The following is a 20,338-nucleotide window of genomic DNA, read 5'->3' on the forward strand; positions in this document are numbered from 1 at the left end:
AATGGCAAGGAATCCGTCAGATGACGCCGCGGCGAAACCCGCGGTAAGGCCCATAGCGAAATCGATCTCGGCCGTCGCGCCACCGCGTGGCAAGACTGCGAAGGCGTCACGACGCGACGCGGGCACAACGATCGGCGCTCCCGCTGTTCCGGCGGCCCGCCGTCCGGGCAGACCGACCGGCGCCGCGCGCGGTCCCGAACAGCGCGCCCGTTTGCTCGACGCGGCGCTTACGCTGTTCGCGAAGCAGGGCATCGTCGATACGTCGCTCGGCGAGATCGCCCGCGAGGCGGGTTTCACGCCCGCAATGATGCATTACTACTTCAAGACGCGCGATCAACTGCTCGACGTGTTGATCGACGAGCGTTTCGTGCCGCTGCGCACGAGCCTGGGTCTGCCGTTTCAGGAGCATGCCGACGACCCGGTCGCGGCGATCACGCAGTTCGCGCAACGGCTCGTTCAGGTTGCAAGCGATAACCCGTGGTTTGCGTCGTTATGGGTGCGCGAAGTGATGAGCGACGGCGGGCTGCTGCGCCAGCGCATGCATGAGCGATTCGGCAACACGTACCAGAACGCGTCGCTGTCGGCGATCGAGCGCTGGCAGAAGGAGGGGCGCCTGAACGCGTCGATCGAGCCCTCTCTCGTGTTCGTCACGGTGCTGGGCATGACGATTCTGCCGCTCGCGGCGTCGAAGCTGTGGCGCAATGATCCTGTGCGGCGCAAGCTGGGCGGCGAGGAGATCGCGCGGCACGCGGTTGCGTTGCTGGTGCAGGGGATCGGGGCAAAAAAGGCCGATTGACGCGGCGCGCATCCGAGAAGCGCGCTTCGTACCCGAGCACGCGCCGACGCCGGGCTCGATTCCTGAAGCGACTTGAAGGCCGGCCTAAACGCCTCGCTTCTTCTTCCATTCCTCAAACGCCGTTTTCGTCGCGTCATTCGGCGGATAAGTACCCGGCAGCGCCGCGCCTTCGCGAATCCGTTCGGTCAGAAACGCTTCGAGCTGTTCCTGCTCCGCAGCCGCTTGCGCGACGTCATCGACCATCTTGAGCGGAATGACGACGACGCCATCCGTATCGCCGACGATCACGTCTCCCGGAAACACCGCGACGCCGCCGCAGCCGATCGGCACGTTGATATCGACCGCGTGATGGCGGATCAGATTGGGCGGCGCGCTTGCGCCCGCGCAGAACACCGGCATGTCGAGCGCGGCAATCGTCGCGCTGTCGCGCACCGGGCCGTCGGAAACCATGCCGGCGACGCCGCGCACCTGCAAACGCAACGAAAGAATCGAACCGAACGACGCACTGCCGCGTTCGCCGCGGCAGTCCTGCACGAGCACGTGGCCCGCCGGAATCGTCTCGACGCATTTGCGCTGCGCGTATTCCGGGTCCGCAAACAGTTCGAGCACGTCGATGTCCTCGCGCGACGGGATGTTGCGCAGCGTGAAGGCCGGCCCGACCAGATTCGCGCCGCGGCGTGGCGCGAGCGGCGCGACGCCCTGCATGAACGTGTTGCGCAGACCGCGCTTGAACAATTGCGTGGTCAGCGTGGCGGTGCTGACGTGGCGGAGGATCTCGAGCGTCGTTGAAGACAGTGTGGGCGTGGTAGCGGGCATGGTGTCGGTTGGTGTCGGTGGGGGCTGCGGGGACATCGATCGGCGGCGGCAAATGGAAGCAGGCCGCAACAGGCTACGACAAGCGGGCAGCAAAATGATAGCGCCGCCGCGCAACGCATTCGCAAGACATCGGCAGTCTGTCCATGGCGCGCTGTTCGCGCGCCGCGAAGCGCGGCATCACGGCACGCGGCGTGCTATCACTGGAATGAATGTGACACCGCGCGGGACGAACGGAAGCGCCGGCGTCACGCAAACGATACGAGGAACAGAAACGATGCCGGGCGGAGAGGGCCGTGCAAACGGGGTTGGCACGAACCGCGCCGGCGCATCGGGTGCCGGCAGCCGGCACGCCGCGGAAACTGGGCAGCATGAGCGGACAAACCGCGCCGGGCGTCGGCGACCGTTTTTTTCATCGGCGTGCAATTTTGGCGCGTTACCGTGCGCACGCGTTGTACTCGGGAAGGGTGTGACGGCGATGTTTTACAATCGCGACCTGCCTGCAACTCGGCGTGCGAAATCGAGTCGGAACCATGGACAGCAACACCGCGGCCGCGCGGTTCGGCGGCAGGCAGCAAAGTGAAACAACGGCCGAATCGTATGGCCTAACCGGTTTTCCAGAGCAACAACAGACAATGAACGCAGCAATGAGGCTCGATCAGGCCACGATCGTGCTAGTGGAAGACGACCCGGACAGCCGGGAGTCGCTGACCTTGCTACTCGAGGCGGAAGGCGCGAAGGTTTGCGCGGTGGCGGATGCGGAAGAGGGGGTCGAAGCGGCGATGCGACTGTTACCCGACGCGGTCGTCTGCGATCTCGACCTGCCGGCGATGGACGGCTTCTACCTGATCCAGCGGCTGCGCGATCACGAGATTTGCGGCGGTCATTCGCCCTCGGTCGCGGTGGCGCTCACCGGGCATACCGACGACGCGTACCGTCTGCGCAGCATCGGCGAAGGCTTCCAGTTTTTCATGACCAAACCCGCGTTGCCCGACGATCTCGTGACACTGCTGCACGACGCGATCGACGCGCGCGGCGCAGGCTGATCGCCGCTTCTGGCCGCCGCTCATGATCTGCCTGTGATCGTCGGAGCGCGGCATGTCGGCGCAACCCGCGCACCGGGCTGCGGGATGCGTCGTTATTTCGCCGCGGCGGCCGGCGTTGCCACTCCCTTGATGCTCGCCGCTTCGGCCGCCTGACAGGCCGCGCACAGTCCCTTCAATTCGATTTCGTCGCTCGCGAGACGGTAGCCCGCGTCCTCGATCTGCGCGACGAGCGCCTGGCGCAGCTTCGGCTGGTGCAACTCGGTGACACTGCCACATTGCTGACACACGACGAGGATGCCGTGCTGGCATTGCGTCAGATCGTGGCACACGGTGAACGCATTGATCGATTCGATCCGATGCACGAGCCCGGCTGACAGCAGAAAGTCGAGCGCGCGGTAGACGGTCGGTGGCGCGGATCCGGGGTGGATCTGGCGCATTTCGTCGAGTAGCGAATACGCCTTGGTCGCGCGTCCGGAATTCAGCAGCAGTTCGAGCACCTTGCGCCGGATCGGCGTGAGCTTTTCGCCGCGTTCGCGGCAATATTCCTCGGCGAGTGTCAGCGCGGCTTCCTGGGATGCACCGTGCGTATGCGCTAAAGCATGCGCGCGGCGGTGCCCATGATTGCCGCTGGGACCGGCGGAATGGGGGGCAATGGCCTCGCGGCCGGTTGCGGTGAGTTTGGCGGGCTTGGCGGTCTTCATGGGTCGATTATAGAGGCCCGCGCGCGGCGCCGCCGGCCGGTCGTGGTTTCAGGAGCGGCAATGGGCGGCGTCGCCACGCGCGGGCAGTGGCCAGCGAGCGACGAAGCCGCCAATCAGGTCAACGGAAAGTCCACATACTTCTTGAACCCCGAGCGCGTCGCGATTCGTAAATACCAGCGCTCCAGATTCGGCAGCGGCGGGCGCTCCATGCCGTCGAGCCCGAACCAGCGTTTCGCATACGCGCCGATCACGATGTCGGCGAGCGTAAACTTCTCGCCTTCGAGAAAGAAGCGCCATTGCAGATGCGTATCGAGCAGGCGCCACAGCACGGTGACCGCGCTGACGTCGGTGGCGAGCCTGGCGGCATCGCGTTGGGCTTCGGGCGTGCGCACGAGCGCCCAGAACACCGGACGCTCGGCGGGCTGCAGCGTCGACAGCGACCAGTCCAGCCAGCGGTCGATGCTCGCGCGCAGTTTCGGCTCGTCCGGATACAGCAGGCTCGATTCGCCGTATTGCATCGCGAGATAACGCAGGATCGAGTTGGATTCCCACAGCACGAAGTCGTCGTCGACCAGCGTCGGAATCTTGCCGGTCGGATTCATCGCGAGGTATTCGGGTTCGTTGTTGCGGCCGAACTGCAGGCCGGCGTCGATGCGGTCGAACGGCAGCACGAGTTCGTCGCAGCACCACAAGACTTTCTGGACGTTGACCGAATTGGCACGCCCCCAGATCGTAATCATCCGGTAAATCCCTTCCTTTACGGTTTGGCAAGCCGCGCACGGCGCGCGGCGTTCAATCAGTAACGATACACGATGCGCGTCCCTTTGCGCGTCCCGCCGGCGCGATACGTCGTTGCGTACAATGACCGCACCCCGAACCGCGCATCTGGACTCACGCAGCTCGACCCACGCATTCAACCCGTTGAGGCACCGCATGGCCCGCATTGTTCCCGACGACTGGAAGAGCCTCGAAGCGACCGGCGCGGCCGCGCGCGAACGCGAAACGCTGGCGTTGCTCGAAAAGGCGCTGCCCGCCGACTACACGGTCTACCACGGCGTGCACTGGACACGTCTGAACCAGAACTTCTCGGTGTTCGGCGAGGCCGATTTCGTGATCGTGAGCCCGGCGGGCCGCGTGATGATCGTCGAGCAGAAAACCGGTTTTCTGCGCGAAACGCCGAAGGGACTCGTCAAGGTTTATCTGCAGACCGAGCGCAATGTCGCGATCGCGCTCGCGCATACGATCGAGGGCTTGCACCGGCGCTTTACCGCGGCATTCGGCGCGGGCACGTATTTCATCGAGGAACTGCTCTACTGTCCCGATCACATCGTCAAGGATGCGGCGATCGCCGGCGTGAATCCGGCGCGCATCGTCGACGCGACGCGGCGCGACCGGCTCGCGGCGGTGATCCGCGACGCGCTGCCGGCCGACGAGCCGCGCCTTGCCTGCGCGTCGAAAATCCACCATTTTCTCGCCGACGAACTCGCGCTCACGCCCGATACGAGCGCGCTCGTCGGCCAGGCCGGCACGCTCGTCACGCGTCTGGCCGGCGGACTCGCGACATGGGCGCGACGGCTCGAATTCGCGCCGTTCCGCCTGCGCGTGATCGGCACCGCCGGCTCAGGCAAGACCCAACTCGCGGTGCAGGTGATGAAAGACGCGGTCGCGCGCGGCGCGCGACCGCTGTACGTGTGCTTCAACCGGCCGCTCGCCGATCACATCGCGCGGGTCGCGCCGCCGGAGGCGAAGGTCGCGAACTATCACCAGTTGTGCGACTGGGTGGCGCGCGACGCGGGCCGCGCGCCCGATTTCCAGGCCGCGCAGGTGTTCGATCAGTTGGAAGCCGTGTTCGCCGACACGCCGATCCAGCCGCACTGGCAATTCGACGTGTTGATCGTCGACGAAGGGCAGGACTTCCAGCAGCCGTGGGTCGCCGCGCTCGAGCGCCTGCTGCGGCCCGGCGGCGCGTGGTGGTGGCTCGAGGATCCGTTGCAGAACCTGTACATGCGCGAGCCGGTCGCGTTGCCGGGCTGGACCACGTTGAAGGAAACCACCAACTACCGCAGTCCGCGCGACATTCTCGACTATCTGCGCGACGTGCTCGGCGGCTCGGTGCCGCTGGCGGCGGCGCTTGCGTCGGGCAGTCCGTTCGACGGCTCCGAGATTTCGGCGTCGATCTACGACGAAGCGCAGGCCCCCGAAAGCGGCATCGACGCGACCAAGCGCGCGATCACCCAGGCGCTGTCACTGGGTTTTCGCAAACAGGACATCGCGGTGCTGTCGTTTCGTGGCCGGGAAGGTTCGGCGATGACCGCGCTCGATCATCTCGGGCCGCATCGGCTGCGCAGCTTTACCGGCAAATACGATCTGTTCGGCAACCCGGAATATCGCGAGGGCGACGTGCTGTTCGAGTCGATTTATCGCTTCAAGGGACAGGCGGCGCCGTGCGTGATTTTCACTGAAATCGACTTCGAGTCGTTCGACGAGCGCATCGCGCGCAAGCTGTTCGTCGGCGCGACACGCGCGACGATGAAGCTGATCGTCGTCGCGTCGCAGCGGGCCGCGCGGCATCTGCGGCTGCGTGCCTGACGCCGGTTCGGCGTACGTTCAACCCGCATCGCTCAATCTCAATTCCAAGCCCGCGCGCCCACCAGCACCCCGGTGCGCGTGAGCGCATCCCACCAGATCACGCGCAACAGCGGCGCCTGCTGAGCGATCAACAGCGCCTGCACCGGATCGCTTTCGACAAAATGCGTGACGCCGCCGCGCCGCGCCGCGCCGGCCTTGTGCGCGGCCGCGCCGGCGGGGCTGTCGTCGTGCGTGCCGGGCGCGCGCATCACGAGCTGCATATGACCGAAGCCGTGGCGCGCGAGCCAGGCCTCGGTGCGCGCGCGGTCCATCTCCGGGCGGCCCGTGATGATCGTGCGCACGCGCTGCAGATCGATGCCGGGCAGCACCTCGAACGGCAGCAGTGCGTCGCGTTCGGCGAGCGCGGCGTCGAGGTCTTCGTCGTAGCGCGCGAGCGGCACGTCGGGCAGCAGGATGCCGTCGAGATCGATCGCATAGGTCGCGTATTCGTGGTCGTCGGCCATCGCGGGCGCGGCGCCGGCTTCGACGCGCGCCCAGTCCTCGCGATAACGCTCGGTGTATGCCTGGCGCTCCCACGGAAACAGCGCGAAGTAGCCGCGCGCGTCGATCGCATAGTCGGGCTGCGCGCGGCTCAGGTCGTCGACCGCGCCGGTCAGCGTTCTGACTTCGAGCCCGTGCCCGCGCAGGAACGCGATGCAATCGACGAGCGTGAAGCCGCGTCCGGCGATGTCCTCGCACAACAGCACTTTCGCTCCCGCGGGGGGGATCGGCAGCGTCGAATCCCACGCGACCGTGCGCGAGCCGCGCTCGTAACGCAGAAACGCGACCGGCGTGCCGACCGCGTGCGACACCATCAGCGCGAGCGGTGCACCGCCGCGCAAAATACCGAGCGCCATCGTGAAGCGCTCGGCGAGCAACGCGGGTTGCAGCGATTCGATCCAGTGATCGAGCTGTTCATACGTCAGGGGCAAAACCGGCTTGTTCATGACTGGCTCGTTCATGACTGTTCGGACGCGAGGCGGCGCGTGGACGGGGTGTCGGCGAGGGCGCGGGCAACGGTATGAGCAACGCTGCTGATGCGTCGACGCCACGTTGCGCATCCCCGCTTTTGAGACACTGGATTTTGGCGATATTATGCATGCGGGTCAAAGCTCGCGTATCGGGGTGGCGCGCGTTTGACCGCACGGCACGCCACGGTACGGCGCTTTGCTTTGCACTGGATGAGGCAATGCTGCCGTGTCGACGGCAGCGGCCGGCGGGTCCCGCGGTTCAATGGACAACGGATAAGAAAATAGATGGCCAACGTGATTGCAACGCTGCGTGGCGGCCCCGGTGCCGCCGGGCGGGCGCGCTGGATGATGGGCCTGCTCCTCGCGCTGGCCGTCTGTTTCGCGCACGCGCAGCCGGCCGCGCAGGCCGCGCCGCCGCTGTCGCTCGACGTGCAGGGCAAGATCACCAACACCAACGACGCCGGGCATCGTGCCTATCATTTCAGCGAGGCCCAACTGCTCGCGCTGCCCGTGCACTCGATCACGACCGCTACCACCTGGACGCCGCGCTCCACGTTCACGGGGCCGCTGCTCGGCGACATTCTGAAGACGGTCGGCGCGTACGGCACCGAGATCGAATTCCACACATTCGACGACTACACGTACACCGTGCCGGTATCGGACAGCCAGCGCTACGGCGTGATCGTCGCGTACAGCATGAACGGCCAGCGCCTGAAACTCAGCGACTTCGGGCCGCTGTTCCTCATCTATCCGCGCGACGCGTTTCCGGATGAACTGGCGGGCGCGCTCGGCGACTCGAAATTCGTATGGCAGATCAAGGCCCTCATCGTCAAATAGCGCGCCGTCCGTGGCGCCGCGTGCTGCACGTGCTGATCTGGCTGACTGCGCTCGCGGCGCCGGCCGGCGCGATCGGCTATCTGCTGTACGCGAATCTGCTGAACTCGCGCGCGACCGAGCCGCTGACCGGCACTTACGACGGCTTCTACTGGGACGCGGCGCAATTGCAGATCGCGTACGCGCGCTTCGAGAACCAGTTGCTGCTGTATCAGTCCGGCGCCGACGACGACTATCAGCGGCTGCTGCTGCGCTTCCAGCTGCTGCAATCGAAACTGCACGTGATGGCCGGCTCGACGCAGCGGCTCTCCACGCAGCTCGCGCTGCTGCAACGGCAGCTCGACGAGATCCGCTCGCTCGATCATCTGCTCGACGACATCCAGCCCGAGATGGACGTGCTGCCGAAGAATCGCGGCCGCACCGGGCAGATCGTCGCGCAGTTGCGCCAGCACTGGGGCGAAGTCAACGACCTCGCGCTCTCGCGCCGTTTCGCCGACGTCGCCGACCGCGAGGCGATGAACCGCGATTTCATCGACAAGCGCCGCATGCTGTTCGCGGGCGGCCTGTTGCTGCTGCTGTTATCGGCGGCGGCGACGCTGCTGCTCGTGTTGAACGGCCGGCGCCGCACGCGGCTCATGCATCAGCAGCGCGCGGCGCTCGAAGCCGAGCATCAGGCGAGCCGCGCGGCGCGCGAGGCCAGTCTCGCGAAGGACGCGTTTCTCGGCATGATCAGCCACGAGCTGCGCACGCCGTTGCACGCGATCGTGTCGTCGGTGGAACTGCTGGGCTTCAACTATCACTCCGAGGCCGACCGCAAGGTGATCCAGCGGCTCGAGACCGCCGCGCGCCATCTCGAAGCGCAGATGAAGGACCTGACCGACTACGCGCGCCTCGGCGCCGGCAAGCTCGAGCTGCGTCACGAGCATTTCGAGCCGCGCGAGCTGCTCGCGTCGATCGTCGACGAACACACGATGGCCGCCGAAGCGCGCGGGCTCAGGCTCGAAAGCGCGGCGAGCGGCGTCAGCGGGCTCGTCGAGTCGGACCCGCACCGGATCCGGCAGATCGTCAACAACCTCGTCACCAACGCGATCCGCTACACCGAAACCGGCACCGTGCGGGTCGAGCTGCGGCAGCAGCCGGCGCTGCTGATCTTCATCGTCAGCGATACGGGGCCGGGCGTGCCGCACGCGCAGATTCCGCTGATCTTCGAGGAGTTCACGCAACTCGACGCGTCGCGCACGCGCCGCTTCGAGGGAGCGGGGATGGGACTCACGATCGTGCAGGGGCTGGTGAAGCTGTTCGGCGGCACGGTCGATGTCGCCAGCCGGGTCGGCGAGGGCACGACCTTCACCGTGACGATTCCGGTCGTGCCGGTCGCGACCGTCGAGCTGTCCGGCGTCGCGGCGCAGGCCGAGCCGGGCGGCGCGCGGCCGTGCGTGCTGATCGTCGACGACAACCGGCTGATTCGCGAATCGCTCAGTGAAATGGTCGCGCACATGGGCTTCGATGCGCACGCGCTCGGCAATGCCGACGACGCGCTCGCGTGGCTCGACACGCGCCGCTGCGACGTGGTGCTGCTCGATCTGCACATGCCGGAGCGCGACGGCTACACGTTTCTGGCGGATTTCGCGACGCGCGGCGGCCCGTCGGCGGGCGTGCCGGTGATCGTGGTGAGCGCGTACGCGCCGGAGGTCGTGCAGGAGGGAGAAAACGGGCCGCCGCCGTTTTTCGAGGCGTTATTAAAGCCGGTACATTACGAGGATCTGAAGAATGCGCTGCAGCGCGCGTTGACGGCGCGGCATAACGCGATGTGACGGCGGCGGCTGAGCGGTGCCGTCGGTACGTCGCACGCGCCTCAGGGCCGACGTATCACGGCCGGCGCTTACGGCCGGCGCTTACGGCCGGTTCAACCGCTTCGACAGATCGGCCACGAGAATCGCCATGCGCGCGGGCTTCTCATAGCACGCGACGTCGTAATTGCGGATCACCTGGCTGATTTCCGATTCGCTGGCCTTACCGGTCAGCAGCTCGCCGGTCAGCACGAAGATCGGCGCATCCGGATTCTCCGACGCGCGCACCGCGCTAATCGCGGCCGCCGAGGTTTGCGCGCCGAACAGCCAGTCGATGATCACGCCGTCGAACACCTGCGTCTGCAACTGCTCGGTAAAGGCGGCAAGCCCGTAGATCGCCACCGCCGCGAAGCCACTGCGCTCCAGGTAGTCGCGCAGGTTGTCGGCGCTCGCCTGATCGTCGTCGACGACCGCGATGGTCGGCTTGTCGGTTTCGGCGCGACGCGGATAGATCTCGATCTTGTGAACCTCGTACGCGCTCTGATACAGCGCGCCGTCGTGGCGCGCGACGCGCCACTGGCCGAGCCGCGAATACGCGACGAATTCCGGGCGGCTGCCCGGCTCGAGCGCGGCGCCGACCCAGGCCGTACACGCAATCTCGGTCGCGCCGATGCAGAACACCGCTTCCTGGGCGACCGCGCCGACCACGCCCGGATCGAGCGATTGCGCGCCGAACAGTTGCGCTGCGGGTTCGTCGAACACCTCGGCGACTTTCTTGATCTGCGACAAGGTCCACGGACTATTGCCGCGCAGCTTGCGGTGCCCCTGGGAAAAACTCAGGTCGAGGATGCGGCATAGCTCCGTGGTTTGCTGGCGTTTGCCGATTCCATGCCGGCTCATCAACTCGCGTACGCGCTCGGCAACCGCGATGGAGTCTGGTGAGTGTGTTTCGTTGGCCATACTGCGTGAGAATCCGCCGTCTTTAAAGGAGAGTACTGGGGAAGTGCGATGCGTCAGGCGCAGTGCGGCCGTGCGCACGCAATGCGCATGAATCGCCTGCGCGGAGGGACAGCAAATGTACCGTAAAAAATTTCGCCAATTCTGATTTTGTCTGAGTGCCGCCGGGGCCATCGGTCGAGATGCGCAATGGCCGTGCCAGCGATTTTTCTGATTCATTTCGCATGAAAGCATTTTACCGGTGAAACGAGGACGTAACGGTAGGGAATGCGTGAGTGGAGCGATGGGTGGCACACGTTCAGCTCGCCGGCATTTTGTCGAGCCGCGCCGCCGAAGTTTTCAACCCCTTGAAAATGCGCTCCGCGACCTTGCCCGGAAACCGTTCGGGCAATGCCGCCGCGACCCGCTCGATTACCGCGGGCGTCTGCTCGATCAACCTCTGGATCAGCGGCTCGGCGTGGGCGCCGTACGAGCACTTCACCGCCATCGCGTTGAAGTGCCGCCGCTGCACGTCGCGAAACGCGTCATGCTTGCTGCGCGACCACAAGCCCATCGCGAGCCGCGCCTTGTACCACGACCACTGGTTCGGGCCGTTACCCTCCACCGGCCAGATCGACATCACGTCGTAGAGCGGCGTGAGCCGGAAGCGGCCGCCCGCGAGCAGGCGGATGCTGAAGTTCTTCGCGTGGCCGTCCGGCGCCGCGAGCATCCAGAACAGGATCTGGCTCGCGAGCAGGGTATCGAGGTCCTGCCGCGCCTCGACCGATTGCAGCAGGATCCGCGCGAGATCACGCACACCGGGGCCGCCCTCGTTTTCGTATTTGCGATGCGACGGCACGCCGTAGACCTGGCAGAAGTCTTCCTGCGGCAGGCGCAGCAGCCATTTGCCGCTCGAATGCATTTGCCGGTCGAAGCGCTCGACGGCGAGCACGCGTTGCTTGCCGAACCTCAGCACTTCCGTGTTCGCAACCGGCAGACCGTACTCGCGCAGAATCCGCAGACACAGCCACTCGTTTTCCACCGACGTGCTGAGATCGGCGAGCCGGTTGCCGACCAGTCCGAGCGGCAGCTTGAAAATATGCGTGGTTGGCGTCGCGCCGTGTGGCCGCTGCCATTTGCCGTCGTACCAGAGCAGCGCGGTTTTCTCCTGCGCGCCGGCGAGCGAAATGCGAAAGTCGTCGCGATAGTCGGGCGCATCGGGTGCGCCGAGCGCCGGACCGCCGACCGTTTGCGCGAGCAGCACCTCGATCTCGTCGTCCGAAAGCGGCGTGCCTTCGATCCGGTCGACGCCGGCCGGCACGTCGTCTTCGGCTAGCAGCTGGACCGCGCCGACGCAGTCGCGTCCGATCGCCCGCAGCAGGTCGAACGTGTCGAGCGTTTCGGTCTGGTAGCGCTGCGCGATGCGTTTGCGGATGATGTCGCTGTCGGGCAGCAGATTGTCGAAGTAGTTGAGTACTCTCGGCCCCCTGTGCGGCAGGTTGCCGGGCGTGAACGGCAGCGACAGCGATAGTGGCCGGCCCGCGGGCGAGGCAATCCACGACAGATCGTAGGTGAACGTCATCGGGCCGCGCGAGGGCAGGCGCCAGACGCCGACGCGCTCGCCGTTGGCCCATACCGACAAGGCCCGCGAAGAAGTTGTCCGCGCCATCTCACCACTCGACGCCAGGCGCCGGCTCGGGAACCGGCTGGTGCTTGTCGCTCACCTGCAACTGCAGCCCGTAGGCGCCGCACAGCGCCAGCAACTGGGTGAGGGTGAGCGCGCTCGCATCGGTCTCCAGCGCCGAAATGCGGCTTTGGCTGACGCCGATGCGCGAGGCCGCCTCGGCCTGCGTGAAACCGGCTTGCCGTCTGCTGGCCGCGAGCAACTGGGCTAGCTGGTTCGATGTGGCAATGAGATGGAGCATGGCGGATTATCTGCGAGACGAATAAATGCAGTTTATTCGTGACACGGATATCTGTCAAATATACGTGTCACGAATATTTGTCGAATATCTGTGTGGAGAATAAACGGCGCGGAACTGGACAACCCCGCCGCGCGCCTGCCGCTGACGGCCTCTTCGGCGGACAACATTGCGGACCACCCCTTCGGCCTGCGAAGATGACGCCCACATCTGAAACCCCGCCCACCCGATGACCACGACTTATCCGCTGCATTCGAACTTCACTTGCGCCGACCAGCCGTTCCCCACCCACGCCGACGTCGTGATCGCCGGCGCCGGCATCATGGGCTGCGCGGCGGCTTATTATCTGGCGCGCCGCGGGCTGGCGGTGGTGGTGCTCGACAAGTCGCGCATCGCCGGGCAGCAGTCGTCGCGCGCGTGGGGATTCGTGCGTCAGCAGGGCCGCGAAGCCGCCGAGGTGCCGCTGATGATGGCGAGCATCCCGTTATGGAAGGAACTCGAACGCGAGCTGAATTTCGATCTCGAATGGCGCCAGGGCGGCTGCCTCTACGTCGCGACCGATGAGGAGGACTGGGCCTCGTTCCAGCAATGGATGGACGTCGCGCGCCAGTACGGGCTCGACACGCGCACGCTCGATCGCCGGCAGATCGATACGGTCGTGACCGGCATGCAGGGCCCGGCGCTCGGCGGTCTGTACACGCCGAGCGACGGCCAGGCCGAACCGCGCCGGGCCGCCGCGGCGTTCGCGGCGCGCGCCGCCGAAGCCGGCGCGCTGTTCTTCGAAGGCTGCGGAGTGGTCGCGGTCGAGCGCGCGGGCGGCGCGATCGCCGGCGTCGTGACCGAGCGCGGCACGGTGCGCACGTCGCGTTTCATCTGCGCGGCCGGCGCGAGCAGTTGGCGGCTGCTCAGGACGCTCGGCCTCGAACTGCCGCAGCAGGCGGTGCGCGGCACCTGCATGCGCACCAATCCACTGCCGCCGATCACCGCGTCGACGTTCTGGGGGCATGGCCTCGGCGTGCGGCAGCGCGCGAACGGCGCGATCAATCTCGCCGACGACATGCAGGTCGACGTCGACATGACGCTCGGCCATTTCCGCGCGCTCAAATGGTACCTGCCCGAACTGTGGAAGCAGCGCGAGAAATTCAGCTTTCATCTGAATGGCGCGTGCCTGCGCGATTTGCGCGAGCGTCTGCCGGGCGGCGTGCCCGAGGCCGAGCGGGTGCTGTATCCGCGCGATCCGCAGCCGCAGCCGAACGCGAGCCATGCGCCGCGCGCGCTGAAAAAACTGCGCGCGCTGTTTCCGGCATTGAAGGACGCACAGGTGGTCGAAGCGTGGGCCGGCCTGATCGACGTGCTGCCCGACGGCATTCCGGTGATCGATGCGCCGCCGCGGGTCCCCGGCCTGACGATCGCCACCGGCTTCTGCGGTCATGGTTTCGCGATGGGGCCGATCGTCGGCAAGCTGCTTGCGGAAATGAACGACGCCGGCGACGCGTCGCTCGATCTGTCGGCGTTCCGGCTGCAGCGTTTCTTCGACGGCACGATGCAGCGGCCGCGCAGCATGCTGTGAATCCGCCGCAAATTTGCCGGTCCCACCGCGCACGCTTCCACGACCGATATCCGCGATACCCGCGATGAACGAACCCGTACTCCGTCATGCCGACGTGCCGTACTACACGCAATGGGGCAGCCCCGAGTGGGTGCGCGACATCGTCGAGCGCCGCTGCGACCCGTGCGACGATCCGCACTGGCGGCGCAGCGGTTTTGCCGATCCCGGGCGCTACCGCTTCTGGGCGCAACGGCTATGCGGACTGACGTGCCTCGAGTCGGCGCTCGACTACTGGCGCATCGGCCATCCGTCGCGCGCGGCGTTGCTCGACGACGCGCTGCGCCACGGCGTCTACCGGATGCGGGAGGACGGTGGCGTCGACGGCCTGATCTACCAGCCGTTCGCCGGCTGGGCGGGCCGCGCGTTCGGCCTCCATGTCGACGTGTTGCCACAGGCGTCGCTCGAAGAGATCGCCGCGCGGCTGGACGCCGATACGCTCGCGATCGTCTCGGTGAGCCCCGAGATCCGCTATCCGGAGCGGCCGAACCAGCGGCAGGGCGGTCATCTGATCCTGCTGCACGGCCGCGATCGCGAGGGCGTGTGGTTTCATAATCCGTCGGGCGTCGCACCGCATCAGGCCGACGTATATCTGCCGTTCGCGACGATCACGCGGTTTTATGCGGGCCGGGGGATGACGCTCAGCCGTCGCGCGCGTTAGGGGCGCTCGTTCGCGGCGCGCGGGCGCGGCGGGTCATGGCGGGGAAGCCGCACCCAATCAGCGATCAGGCCCGTTTTCTGCTGGCGGAGTTTTCACCGACTTTCGACTATCGGATTTCCCATGAACCGAGCCCTCTGTCTGCTTGCCGCCAGCCTCGTCGCGCTGGGCGCCGCCGCTGCGTCGAATGCCGCGACCCGTGACGAACAGGCCCACGCGTGTCGCGGCGATGCAATGCATTTCTGCGCGTCTGAAATTCCCGATAAAGAGAAAATCACCGCCTGCATGAAGCAGCACATCGATGAACTGAGTCCGGCATGTCGCGCGATGTTCAAGAACGGTAAGAAGGGCAATCAGAACGGGGCGCAGTGACGCGGGCGGCGGTAGCCACGCGGCGGGTAAGTCAGTGGGTATAAGTAACAGGCGGGATTGGGCTGCCCGCGCGATTTCTCCTGCTTTGCATCGACCGGCTGGTCATTTTCGTGCCGCTCGGTTACGGTGACGCCATGCCGGCTCGTGTCGCTTGCACGGCTTCAGGCGAGCGATCAAGCAAACCAGCCGAACTCAACCCCTCACCAGGATTGGAAAACCCCGCTCATGACCCGCCCGACCACGCAGATCTTCGACGCCGCCGCGACCGCGCGGCTGATGCCGTGCGCAGCGCTCGTCGACGCATTGAAACGCGCGAGCATCGACTACGCGCAGCAGCGCATCACGAGTCCCGAGCGGCTCGTCGTGCCGCTCAACGCGGGCGGCATCATGCTGTCGATGCCCGCCACCGCACCCGATCTCGCGATTCACAAGCTCGTCAACGTGTGCGCGAGCAATGGCGCGCGCGACCTGCCGACGATCCACGGCCAGGTCATGGCCTTCGACGCCGATACCGGCGAGACGCTGTTCATCCTCGATGGCCCGACCGTGACGGGGCGCCGTACCGCGGCCATGTCGATGCTCGGCGTCGACACGTTCGCCGCGAGCGCGCCGCGCGAATTCCTGCTGATCGGTACCGGCACACAGGCGCTCAATCATCTCGATGCGATCGGCGAGCTGTTCCCCGACGCGCGTGTGTGGGTGACGGGCAGCGCGCCCGCGCGCGCCGAGGCGTTCTGCGCGGCGCAGCGCGGCAAGGTGCGCGAACTGCGGCCGTTCGCTCAGGACGGCGCGCCGATTCCCGATTCGGTCGACGTCGTGATCGCGCTGACCACGAGCAAACAGCCGGTCTACGACGAAGCGGCGCGCAGCGGACGGCTCGTGATCGGCGTCGGCGCGTTCACGCCGGCGATGGTCGAGATCGGTGCGAACACGATCGCCGGCAGCGCGCTGTTCGTCGACGATCTGGCCGGCGCGAAGCACGAAGCCGGCGACTTCATCCAGGCGGGCGTGGACTGGGCGCGCGTCGGCGGGATTGCCGATGTGCTGGCGGATGCGGCGCTGTCGCCACGCAAGCCTGTCGTATTCAAGAGCGTGGGCTGCGCGGCGTGGGATCTCGCCGCGTGCCGCGTGGCGCGCGACGCGTTGTTCCGCGGCTGAGGCTCGCGACGAGCGGGCCGCCTGCGCGGCCTGCCTGCAAAAAATCCCTAAAAAACAGTCGTCTGCCGCCCACGCTTGGCATCTTGCGCCAACCTGCGGCAGATGTTGCCGTGCAAACTATCTCAAAACGTTGCACCATAGGCGTTTGCCGGAAAAAGCGCTGCCGCGGGCATTTGCTGTGTGCCCGTTCGCCGGCTGCCGATTCCTGATCGACGCCTTCTCCATCAAGACGCTGCGACCCGTGCCATGACGACCCAACAAGCTTCCGCTACACCCGACCTGCCGCTCGACATGATCATCTTCGGCGGTACCGGCGACCTGTCGTTCCGCAAGCTGCTGCCCGCGCTTTACATGGCGCATCTGCACTGCAATCTGCCACCGGACACTCGCATTCTGACGATCGGCCGCAAGCCTTGGTCGCGCGACGAATACATCGCCGAATTCATGGAGCAGAAGGCGAAGCCGTTCATCGACAAGAAGGCCTTCGATGCATCCGCGTGGGACAAATTTCTCGCGCTGTTCGAATACGTGCGCATGGACGTCGATTCTCCCGACGACTACCAGCGCCTGAAGGAAGCATCGCGCGAGGGCGTGCGCCGCGTGTTCTATCTCGCGACGTCGCCGGATCTGTTCATGCACATCTGCGACAACCTTGCGGCGGCGGGGCTCGTCGACGACCACTCGCGCGTGGTGCTCGAAAAGCCGCTCGGCCACGATCTTGCGTCCGCGCAGGAGATCAACATCGCGGTCGGCAGACATTTCAGCGAAGCGCAGATCTACCGGATCGACCACTATCTCGGCAAGGAAACCGTGCAGAACCTGATGGTGTTGCGCTTCGGCAATCCGATTTTCGGGCCGCTGTGGCAGGCGCCGTACATCAAGAGCGTGCAGATCACGGTGGCCGAGACGGTCGGCGTGGGCAGCCGCGCGGGGTTCTATGACAAGACCGGCGCGCTGCGCGACATGGTGCAGAACCACCTGCTGCAACTGCTGTGCATCGTCGCGATGGAGCCGCCGGTGTCGCTCGATCCGGACGCGGTGCGCGACGAAAAGCTCAAGGTGCTGCGCTCGCTGCGTCCGATGACGCCCGAGGACATCGCGCGCGACACGGTGCGCGGCCAATATACGGCCGGCGCGGTGGACGGCGAGGCGGTCAAGGGCTATCTCGAGGAAGAGAACGTGCCGGCCGGCAGCCGCGCGGAGACCTTCGTCGCGCTGCGCGCGCATATCAACAACTGGCGTTGGGCCCACGTGCCGTTCTTCCTGCGCACCGGCAAGCGGATGCAGAAGAAGCTCTCGGAGATCGTCATCGAATTCTCCGAGCTGCCGTTCTCGATCATTCCGAGCGGCGGGCGCAACTACGGCAACCGGCTCGTGATCCAGTTGCAGCCCGAAGAGTCGATTCAGTTGCAGATGCTCGCGAAGGAGCCGGGCAGCGGCATGCACATGCTGCCGGTGAGCCTGAATCTGGACTTGCAGCAGGCGTTCACCGAGCGTCGCGCGGAGGCATACGAGCGTCTGCTGATCGACGTGATCCGCGGGCGTCTCACGCACTTCATGCGCCGCGACGAGCTCGAAGCGGCATGGGCGTGGGCCGAGCCGATTCTCGACGGCTGGGCGAAGTCCGGCGAGCGGCCGCGCTCCTATTCGGCGGGCACGTTCGGGCCGGCGGCGTCGACTGCGCTGATGGCGCGTGAAAACGCCGTGTGGGCGGAAGAGTCGCAGTAAATCGCGGGCTTGTTGAAGCAGTAGTGAAAGCGGCGCGCCGTCTCAAGGACGGCGCGCCGCTTTGCGTCGGGCCCGGAATGTCTGGCCCGGCAGCGGGTGTGATTCCGGACTCGGCATCGCGTCGATGATTCGTTTCGCATGACAATTTTATTTCATCCGGTTTACGCCTATGATGACTTTCCCCGGCCGCGTGGCACGGCGGCATTCAAAGGAGGCATCGATGAGGCGAATTCTCGTGGCATTGATCTGGGCGGCAAGCGTGACAACCGTTCTCAACCTCGCTGCTTGCGGCGGCAGCGATCTCAATGCTCCGGCCGGCCCGCCGAAAGTCATCATCGATAGCGACTACAACACGCTCAGCGACGACGGCCAGCTCGGCGTGATGGCCGCGCAATTGCAGGCGCAGGGTTCGCTGAAAGTACTTGGCATTACCGTCGTGTCCGGCAATCAATGGCTGAAGCAGGGCGTCGCCGATGCGCTGAAATCGGTCGAGCGCCTGGGCGTCGACCAGCAGATCGGCGTGTACGCGGGCGCCAATTACGCGCTATCGCACGACTTTGCAACGATTCAGGCGGAGCTGAAGGAATTCCCCAGCGGCGACGGCTATCTCGGCGCATGGAACACGCCCGAGCCGAAATCGGACAGCGACCTCGTCGCGCCGCCGGACGGTTTCGCCACGCATACGAAGGTGCAAAGCCAGAGCGCGGTGGACTTCATCGTCGAGTCGGTGAAGCGCTATCCGGGCGAGGTGACGATACTCGCGATCGGTCCGCTGACCAACATTGCACTGGCGACGCGCGAGCATCCCGAGATCGTGCCGTTGATCAGGCAGATCATCTACATGGGCGGCGCGATCGACGTGCCCGGCAATACCACGGCGACCGCCGAATTCAACTGGTGGTTCGATCCCGAGGCGGCGAAAACGGTGCTGCGTCTGCCGATCAAACAGGTGGTGGTTCCGCTCGACGTGACGGATACCGTGCAGATGGACAAGGCGCTTTACGATCGTGTCGCGCATGATCCGACGAAGCAGACCATCATCACGCAACTGTTCAAGACGCTGAACGGCTATGGTTTCGACGGCAAGAACGGCTTCGAGACGAACCCGAATTACACGACGAACATCTGGGACACGCTGACGCTCGCGTATCTGATGCATCCTTCGTTCGCGACGCAGACCGTCGAGGAGTGGGTGGACGTGGATACGAGCTTCGGCGCCAATGACGGCAGGGCAACGGGCTATACGAGTTCGCCGCCGGCGGGTTTGCAGAAGATGACGATCGTCAAACGTTTCGACAATCCGGCCTTTTTCAACTTCTACGTAGATCTTCTGACGCGGCCGGTGCCGGTCAAGCTACCGGACTGACACGCGCATATCGGCGCGCCTGCTCCCGCTTCACGCGGGATGCAGGCCGCGCAGCAACTGACGCACGCGCGACAGATCCTGCTCGACGTGCCCGGCCTTTTCGAACAGTTCCGCGAGCCAGTCGACGAACGCGCGCACGCGCGGCGACACGCGGCGGTTTTTCACGTACGCGACCGAGACCGGCATCGGCACGGGTTTCCATTGCGGCAGTACTTCGCGCAGCAATCCGGAATCGAGGAAAGGCTGTGCGGCGATCCGCGCGGGCTGAATCAGACCGAGGCCTTGCAATCCGCAGGTCAGATAGGCCTGCTCGTCGCTGACCTGAACGAAGCCTTTGAGTTTGACGCTGAGCGCTTCGCCGTCCACTTCGAAATCGAAGTCGCATTCGCGGCCGCTATGCGGCGATATGCAATTGACCGCGACATGCGCGCGCAGATCGTCGAGATCGGCGGGCGCGCCGTGGCGCGCCAGATATCCCGGACTCGCGCAGGTCACGTGTTCGAGCGTGCCGAGGTGTCGGGCGACGAGATTCGAATCCGGCAATTCGCCGAGCTGGATGCTGCAGTCGATTGCTTCGGATATCAGATCGACGGTGCGGTTGGTGACGCCGAGAGCGAGATCGAGATTCGGATAGCGGGTGTGGAAGTCGTCGAGTGCGGGCAGCACGATTGCGCTGGCGATGGCGCTGGGCATTTCGATGCGCAGGCGGCCGGTCAGGTTATCGGTTGCATGACGGATGCTGGCTTCCATCTCGTCGATGTCGGCGAGGATTTGCGCGCAGCGTTCGTAATAGGAGGCGCCTTCCGGTGTGACGCTCAGGCGGCGCGTCGTGCGGACTAAGAGGGCTGTGCCTAGCAGGGCTTCCAGGTTCTGGACGATGGTTGTTGCTGTCGCGCGGGGGATGTTCAGGGATTCCGCTGCGCGGGTGAAGCTGTTGGTGTCCACGATTCGGATGAATGTGCGCATTGCAGTTATTCTGTCAATCACGGGGCAAACTCCAGTTAAAGTGGTTC

Annotated in this window: 19 protein-coding genes; 11 read left to right on the plus strand and 8 right to left on the minus strand. The window is 65.6% G+C overall.

What is annotated here, in order from left to right:
- Position 1: 1 nt before the first annotated feature.
- The gene (locus QM685_RS20960; protein ID WP_415118875.1) at positions 2-796 is read left to right on the plus strand and encodes a TetR/AcrR family transcriptional regulator; all 795 of its coding nucleotides are present in this window, start codon (positions 2-4) and stop codon (positions 794-796) included.
- 84 nt (positions 797-880) lie between these two features.
- On the opposite strand, the gene QM685_RS20965 is transcribed toward QM685_RS20960, so the two are convergent.
- Positions 881-1,612, minus strand: coding sequence for a ribonuclease activity regulator RraA (locus QM685_RS20965; RefSeq protein ID WP_415118877.1), 732 nt, complete (start codon positions 1,610-1,612; stop codon positions 881-883).
- Positions 1,613-2,142: 530 nt separating this feature from the next.
- Here QM685_RS20965 and QM685_RS20970 point away from each other — a divergent pair.
- Positions 2,143-2,655 (plus strand): response regulator, encoded by a 513-nt coding sequence (locus tag QM685_RS20970; RefSeq protein WP_415118879.1) that lies wholly within the window; start codon positions 2,143-2,145, stop codon positions 2,653-2,655.
- A gap of 92 nt (positions 2,656-2,747) precedes the next feature.
- Here the strand turns inward: QM685_RS20970 and QM685_RS20975 are convergent, their stop codons facing one another.
- The gene (locus QM685_RS20975; protein ID WP_415118881.1) at positions 2,748-3,356 is read right to left on the minus strand and encodes a Fur family transcriptional regulator; all 609 of its coding nucleotides are present in this window, start codon (positions 3,354-3,356) and stop codon (positions 2,748-2,750) included.
- Between the two features lie 113 nt (positions 3,357-3,469).
- The gene (locus QM685_RS20980; RefSeq protein WP_415118883.1) at positions 3,470-4,096 is read right to left on the minus strand and encodes a glutathione S-transferase family protein; all 627 of its coding nucleotides are present in this window, start codon (positions 4,094-4,096) and stop codon (positions 3,470-3,472) included.
- A 193-nt stretch (positions 4,097-4,289) separates the two neighbouring features.
- Between QM685_RS20980 and QM685_RS20985 the strand changes: the two genes are divergently transcribed.
- Complete coding sequence (locus QM685_RS20985) at positions 4,290-5,945, plus strand: ATP-binding domain-containing protein (protein WP_415118885.1); 1,656 nt, start codon at positions 4,290-4,292, stop codon at positions 5,943-5,945.
- Between the two features lie 38 nt (positions 5,946-5,983).
- On the opposite strand, the gene QM685_RS20990 is transcribed toward QM685_RS20985, so the two are convergent.
- A complete protein-coding gene (locus QM685_RS20990; protein WP_415118887.1) occupies positions 5,984-6,931 on the minus strand; it encodes a phosphoribosyltransferase in 948 nt (315 codons plus the stop codon).
- A 309-nt stretch (positions 6,932-7,240) separates the two neighbouring features.
- Here QM685_RS20990 and QM685_RS20995 point away from each other — a divergent pair, with 309 nt between their 5' ends.
- Together QM685_RS20995 and QM685_RS21000 are read left to right on the plus strand one after the other, a co-directional pair.
- Positions 7,241-7,792 carry a molybdopterin-dependent oxidoreductase gene (locus tag QM685_RS20995; RefSeq protein ID WP_415118889.1) on the plus strand — a complete coding sequence of 184 codons (552 nt, stop codon included), beginning with the start codon at positions 7,241-7,243 and terminating at the stop codon, positions 7,790-7,792.
- Positions 7,762-9,603 (plus strand): hybrid sensor histidine kinase/response regulator, encoded by a 1,842-nt coding sequence (locus tag QM685_RS21000; RefSeq protein WP_415118891.1) that lies wholly within the window; start codon positions 7,762-7,764, stop codon positions 9,601-9,603. The genes QM685_RS20995 and QM685_RS21000 overlap by 31 nt, the downstream gene beginning before the upstream one ends.
- An 81-nt stretch (positions 9,604-9,684) precedes the next feature.
- On the opposite strand, the gene QM685_RS21005 is transcribed toward QM685_RS21000, so the two are convergent.
- The 3 genes from QM685_RS21005 to QM685_RS21015 all read right to left on the minus strand — a co-directional run bounded on the left by QM685_RS21005 (position 9,685) and on the right by QM685_RS21015 (position 12,440).
- Entirely contained in the window at positions 9,685-10,539 is an 855-nt protein-coding gene (locus QM685_RS21005) for a helix-turn-helix domain-containing protein (RefSeq protein WP_415118893.1), read from the minus strand.
- 295 nt (positions 10,540-10,834) lie between these two features.
- Positions 10,835-12,184: a type II toxin-antitoxin system HipA family toxin gene (locus tag QM685_RS21010; RefSeq protein WP_415118895.1), complete on the minus strand. Its 1,350-nt coding sequence runs from the start codon at positions 12,182-12,184 to the stop codon at positions 10,835-10,837.
- Position 12,185: 1 nt separating this feature from the next.
- Entirely contained in the window at positions 12,186-12,440 is a 255-nt protein-coding gene (locus QM685_RS21015) for a helix-turn-helix domain-containing protein (RefSeq protein ID WP_415118897.1), read from the minus strand.
- A gap of 226 nt (positions 12,441-12,666) precedes the next feature.
- Here QM685_RS21015 and QM685_RS21020 point away from each other — a divergent pair, with 226 nt between their 5' ends.
- From QM685_RS21020 to QM685_RS21045, 6 genes are all read left to right on the plus strand, one after another.
- A complete protein-coding gene (locus tag QM685_RS21020; RefSeq protein WP_415118899.1) occupies positions 12,667-14,007 on the plus strand; it encodes an NAD(P)/FAD-dependent oxidoreductase in 1,341 nt (446 codons plus the stop codon).
- A gap of 64 nt (positions 14,008-14,071) precedes the next feature.
- Positions 14,072-14,704 (plus strand): C39 family peptidase, encoded by a 633-nt coding sequence (locus QM685_RS21025; protein WP_415118901.1) that lies wholly within the window; start codon positions 14,072-14,074, stop codon positions 14,702-14,704.
- A gap of 120 nt (positions 14,705-14,824) precedes the next feature.
- On the plus strand, positions 14,825-15,073 hold the full coding sequence (locus tag QM685_RS21030; protein ID WP_415118903.1) for a hypothetical protein: 249 nt from the start codon (positions 14,825-14,827) through the stop codon (positions 15,071-15,073).
- A 225-nt stretch (positions 15,074-15,298) separates the two neighbouring features.
- Positions 15,299-16,231, plus strand: a complete 933-nt coding sequence (lhpI, locus tag QM685_RS21035) for a bifunctional Delta(1)-pyrroline-2-carboxylate/Delta(1)-piperideine-2-carboxylate reductase (RefSeq protein WP_415118905.1) — start codon at positions 15,299-15,301, stop codon at positions 16,229-16,231.
- Between the two features lie 246 nt (positions 16,232-16,477).
- Positions 16,478-17,959, plus strand: a complete 1,482-nt coding sequence (zwf, locus tag QM685_RS21040; RefSeq protein ID WP_415118907.1) for a glucose-6-phosphate dehydrogenase — start codon at positions 16,478-16,480, stop codon at positions 17,957-17,959.
- 220 nt (positions 17,960-18,179) lie between these two features.
- Positions 18,180-19,325: a nucleoside hydrolase gene (locus QM685_RS21045; RefSeq protein ID WP_415118909.1), complete on the plus strand. Its 1,146-nt coding sequence runs from the start codon at positions 18,180-18,182 to the stop codon at positions 19,323-19,325.
- Between the two features lie 30 nt (positions 19,326-19,355).
- Here QM685_RS21045 and QM685_RS21050 read toward each other — a convergent pair whose 3' ends face one another.
- The gene (locus tag QM685_RS21050; protein WP_415119036.1) at positions 19,356-20,312 is read right to left on the minus strand and encodes a LysR family transcriptional regulator; all 957 of its coding nucleotides are present in this window, start codon (positions 20,310-20,312) and stop codon (positions 19,356-19,358) included.
- Between the last annotated feature and the right edge of the window lie 26 nt (positions 20,313-20,338).

The sequence above is a fragment of the Paraburkholderia sp. genome, assembly GCF_047605525.1.
GTDB lineage: Bacteria > Pseudomonadota > Gammaproteobacteria > Burkholderiales > Burkholderiaceae > Paraburkholderia.

Coding starts and splice junctions, on each gene's coding strand:
- QM685_RS20960 (WP_415118875.1), top strand. CDS start 2: ATGGCAAGGAATCCGTCAGATGACGCCGCGGCGAAACCCGCGGTAAGG.
- QM685_RS20965 (WP_415118877.1), bottom strand. CDS start 1,612: ATGCCCGCTACCACGCCCACACTGTCTTCAACGACGCTCGAGATCCTC.
- QM685_RS20970 (WP_415118879.1), top strand. CDS start 2,143: ATGGACAGCAACACCGCGGCCGCGCGGTTCGGCGGCAGGCAGCAAAGT.
- QM685_RS20975 (WP_415118881.1), bottom strand. CDS start 3,356: ATGAAGACCGCCAAGCCCGCCAAACTCACCGCAACCGGCCGCGAGGCC.
- QM685_RS20980 (WP_415118883.1), bottom strand. CDS start 4,096: ATGATTACGATCTGGGGGCGTGCCAATTCGGTCAACGTCCAGAAAGTC.
- QM685_RS20985 (WP_415118885.1), top strand. CDS start 4,290: ATGGCCCGCATTGTTCCCGACGACTGGAAGAGCCTCGAAGCGACCGGC.
- QM685_RS20990 (WP_415118887.1), bottom strand. CDS start 6,931: ATGAACAAGCCGGTTTTGCCCCTGACGTATGAACAGCTCGATCACTGG.
- QM685_RS20995 (WP_415118889.1), top strand. CDS start 7,241: ATGGCCAACGTGATTGCAACGCTGCGTGGCGGCCCCGGTGCCGCCGGG.
- QM685_RS21000 (WP_415118891.1), top strand. CDS start 7,762: ATGGCAGATCAAGGCCCTCATCGTCAAATAGCGCGCCGTCCGTGGCGC.
- QM685_RS21005 (WP_415118893.1), bottom strand. CDS start 10,539: ATGGCCAACGAAACACACTCACCAGACTCCATCGCGGTTGCCGAGCGC.
- QM685_RS21010 (WP_415118895.1), bottom strand. CDS start 12,184: ATGGCGCGGACAACTTCTTCGCGGGCCTTGTCGGTATGGGCCAACGGC.
- QM685_RS21015 (WP_415118897.1), bottom strand. CDS start 12,440: ATGCTCCATCTCATTGCCACATCGAACCAGCTAGCCCAGTTGCTCGCG.
- QM685_RS21020 (WP_415118899.1), top strand. CDS start 12,667: ATGACCACGACTTATCCGCTGCATTCGAACTTCACTTGCGCCGACCAG.
- QM685_RS21025 (WP_415118901.1), top strand. CDS start 14,072: ATGAACGAACCCGTACTCCGTCATGCCGACGTGCCGTACTACACGCAA.
- QM685_RS21030 (WP_415118903.1), top strand. CDS start 14,825: ATGAACCGAGCCCTCTGTCTGCTTGCCGCCAGCCTCGTCGCGCTGGGC.
- lhpI (WP_415118905.1), top strand. CDS start 15,299: ATGACCCGCCCGACCACGCAGATCTTCGACGCCGCCGCGACCGCGCGG.
- zwf (WP_415118907.1), top strand. CDS start 16,478: ATGACGACCCAACAAGCTTCCGCTACACCCGACCTGCCGCTCGACATG.
- QM685_RS21045 (WP_415118909.1), top strand. CDS start 18,180: ATGAGGCGAATTCTCGTGGCATTGATCTGGGCGGCAAGCGTGACAACC.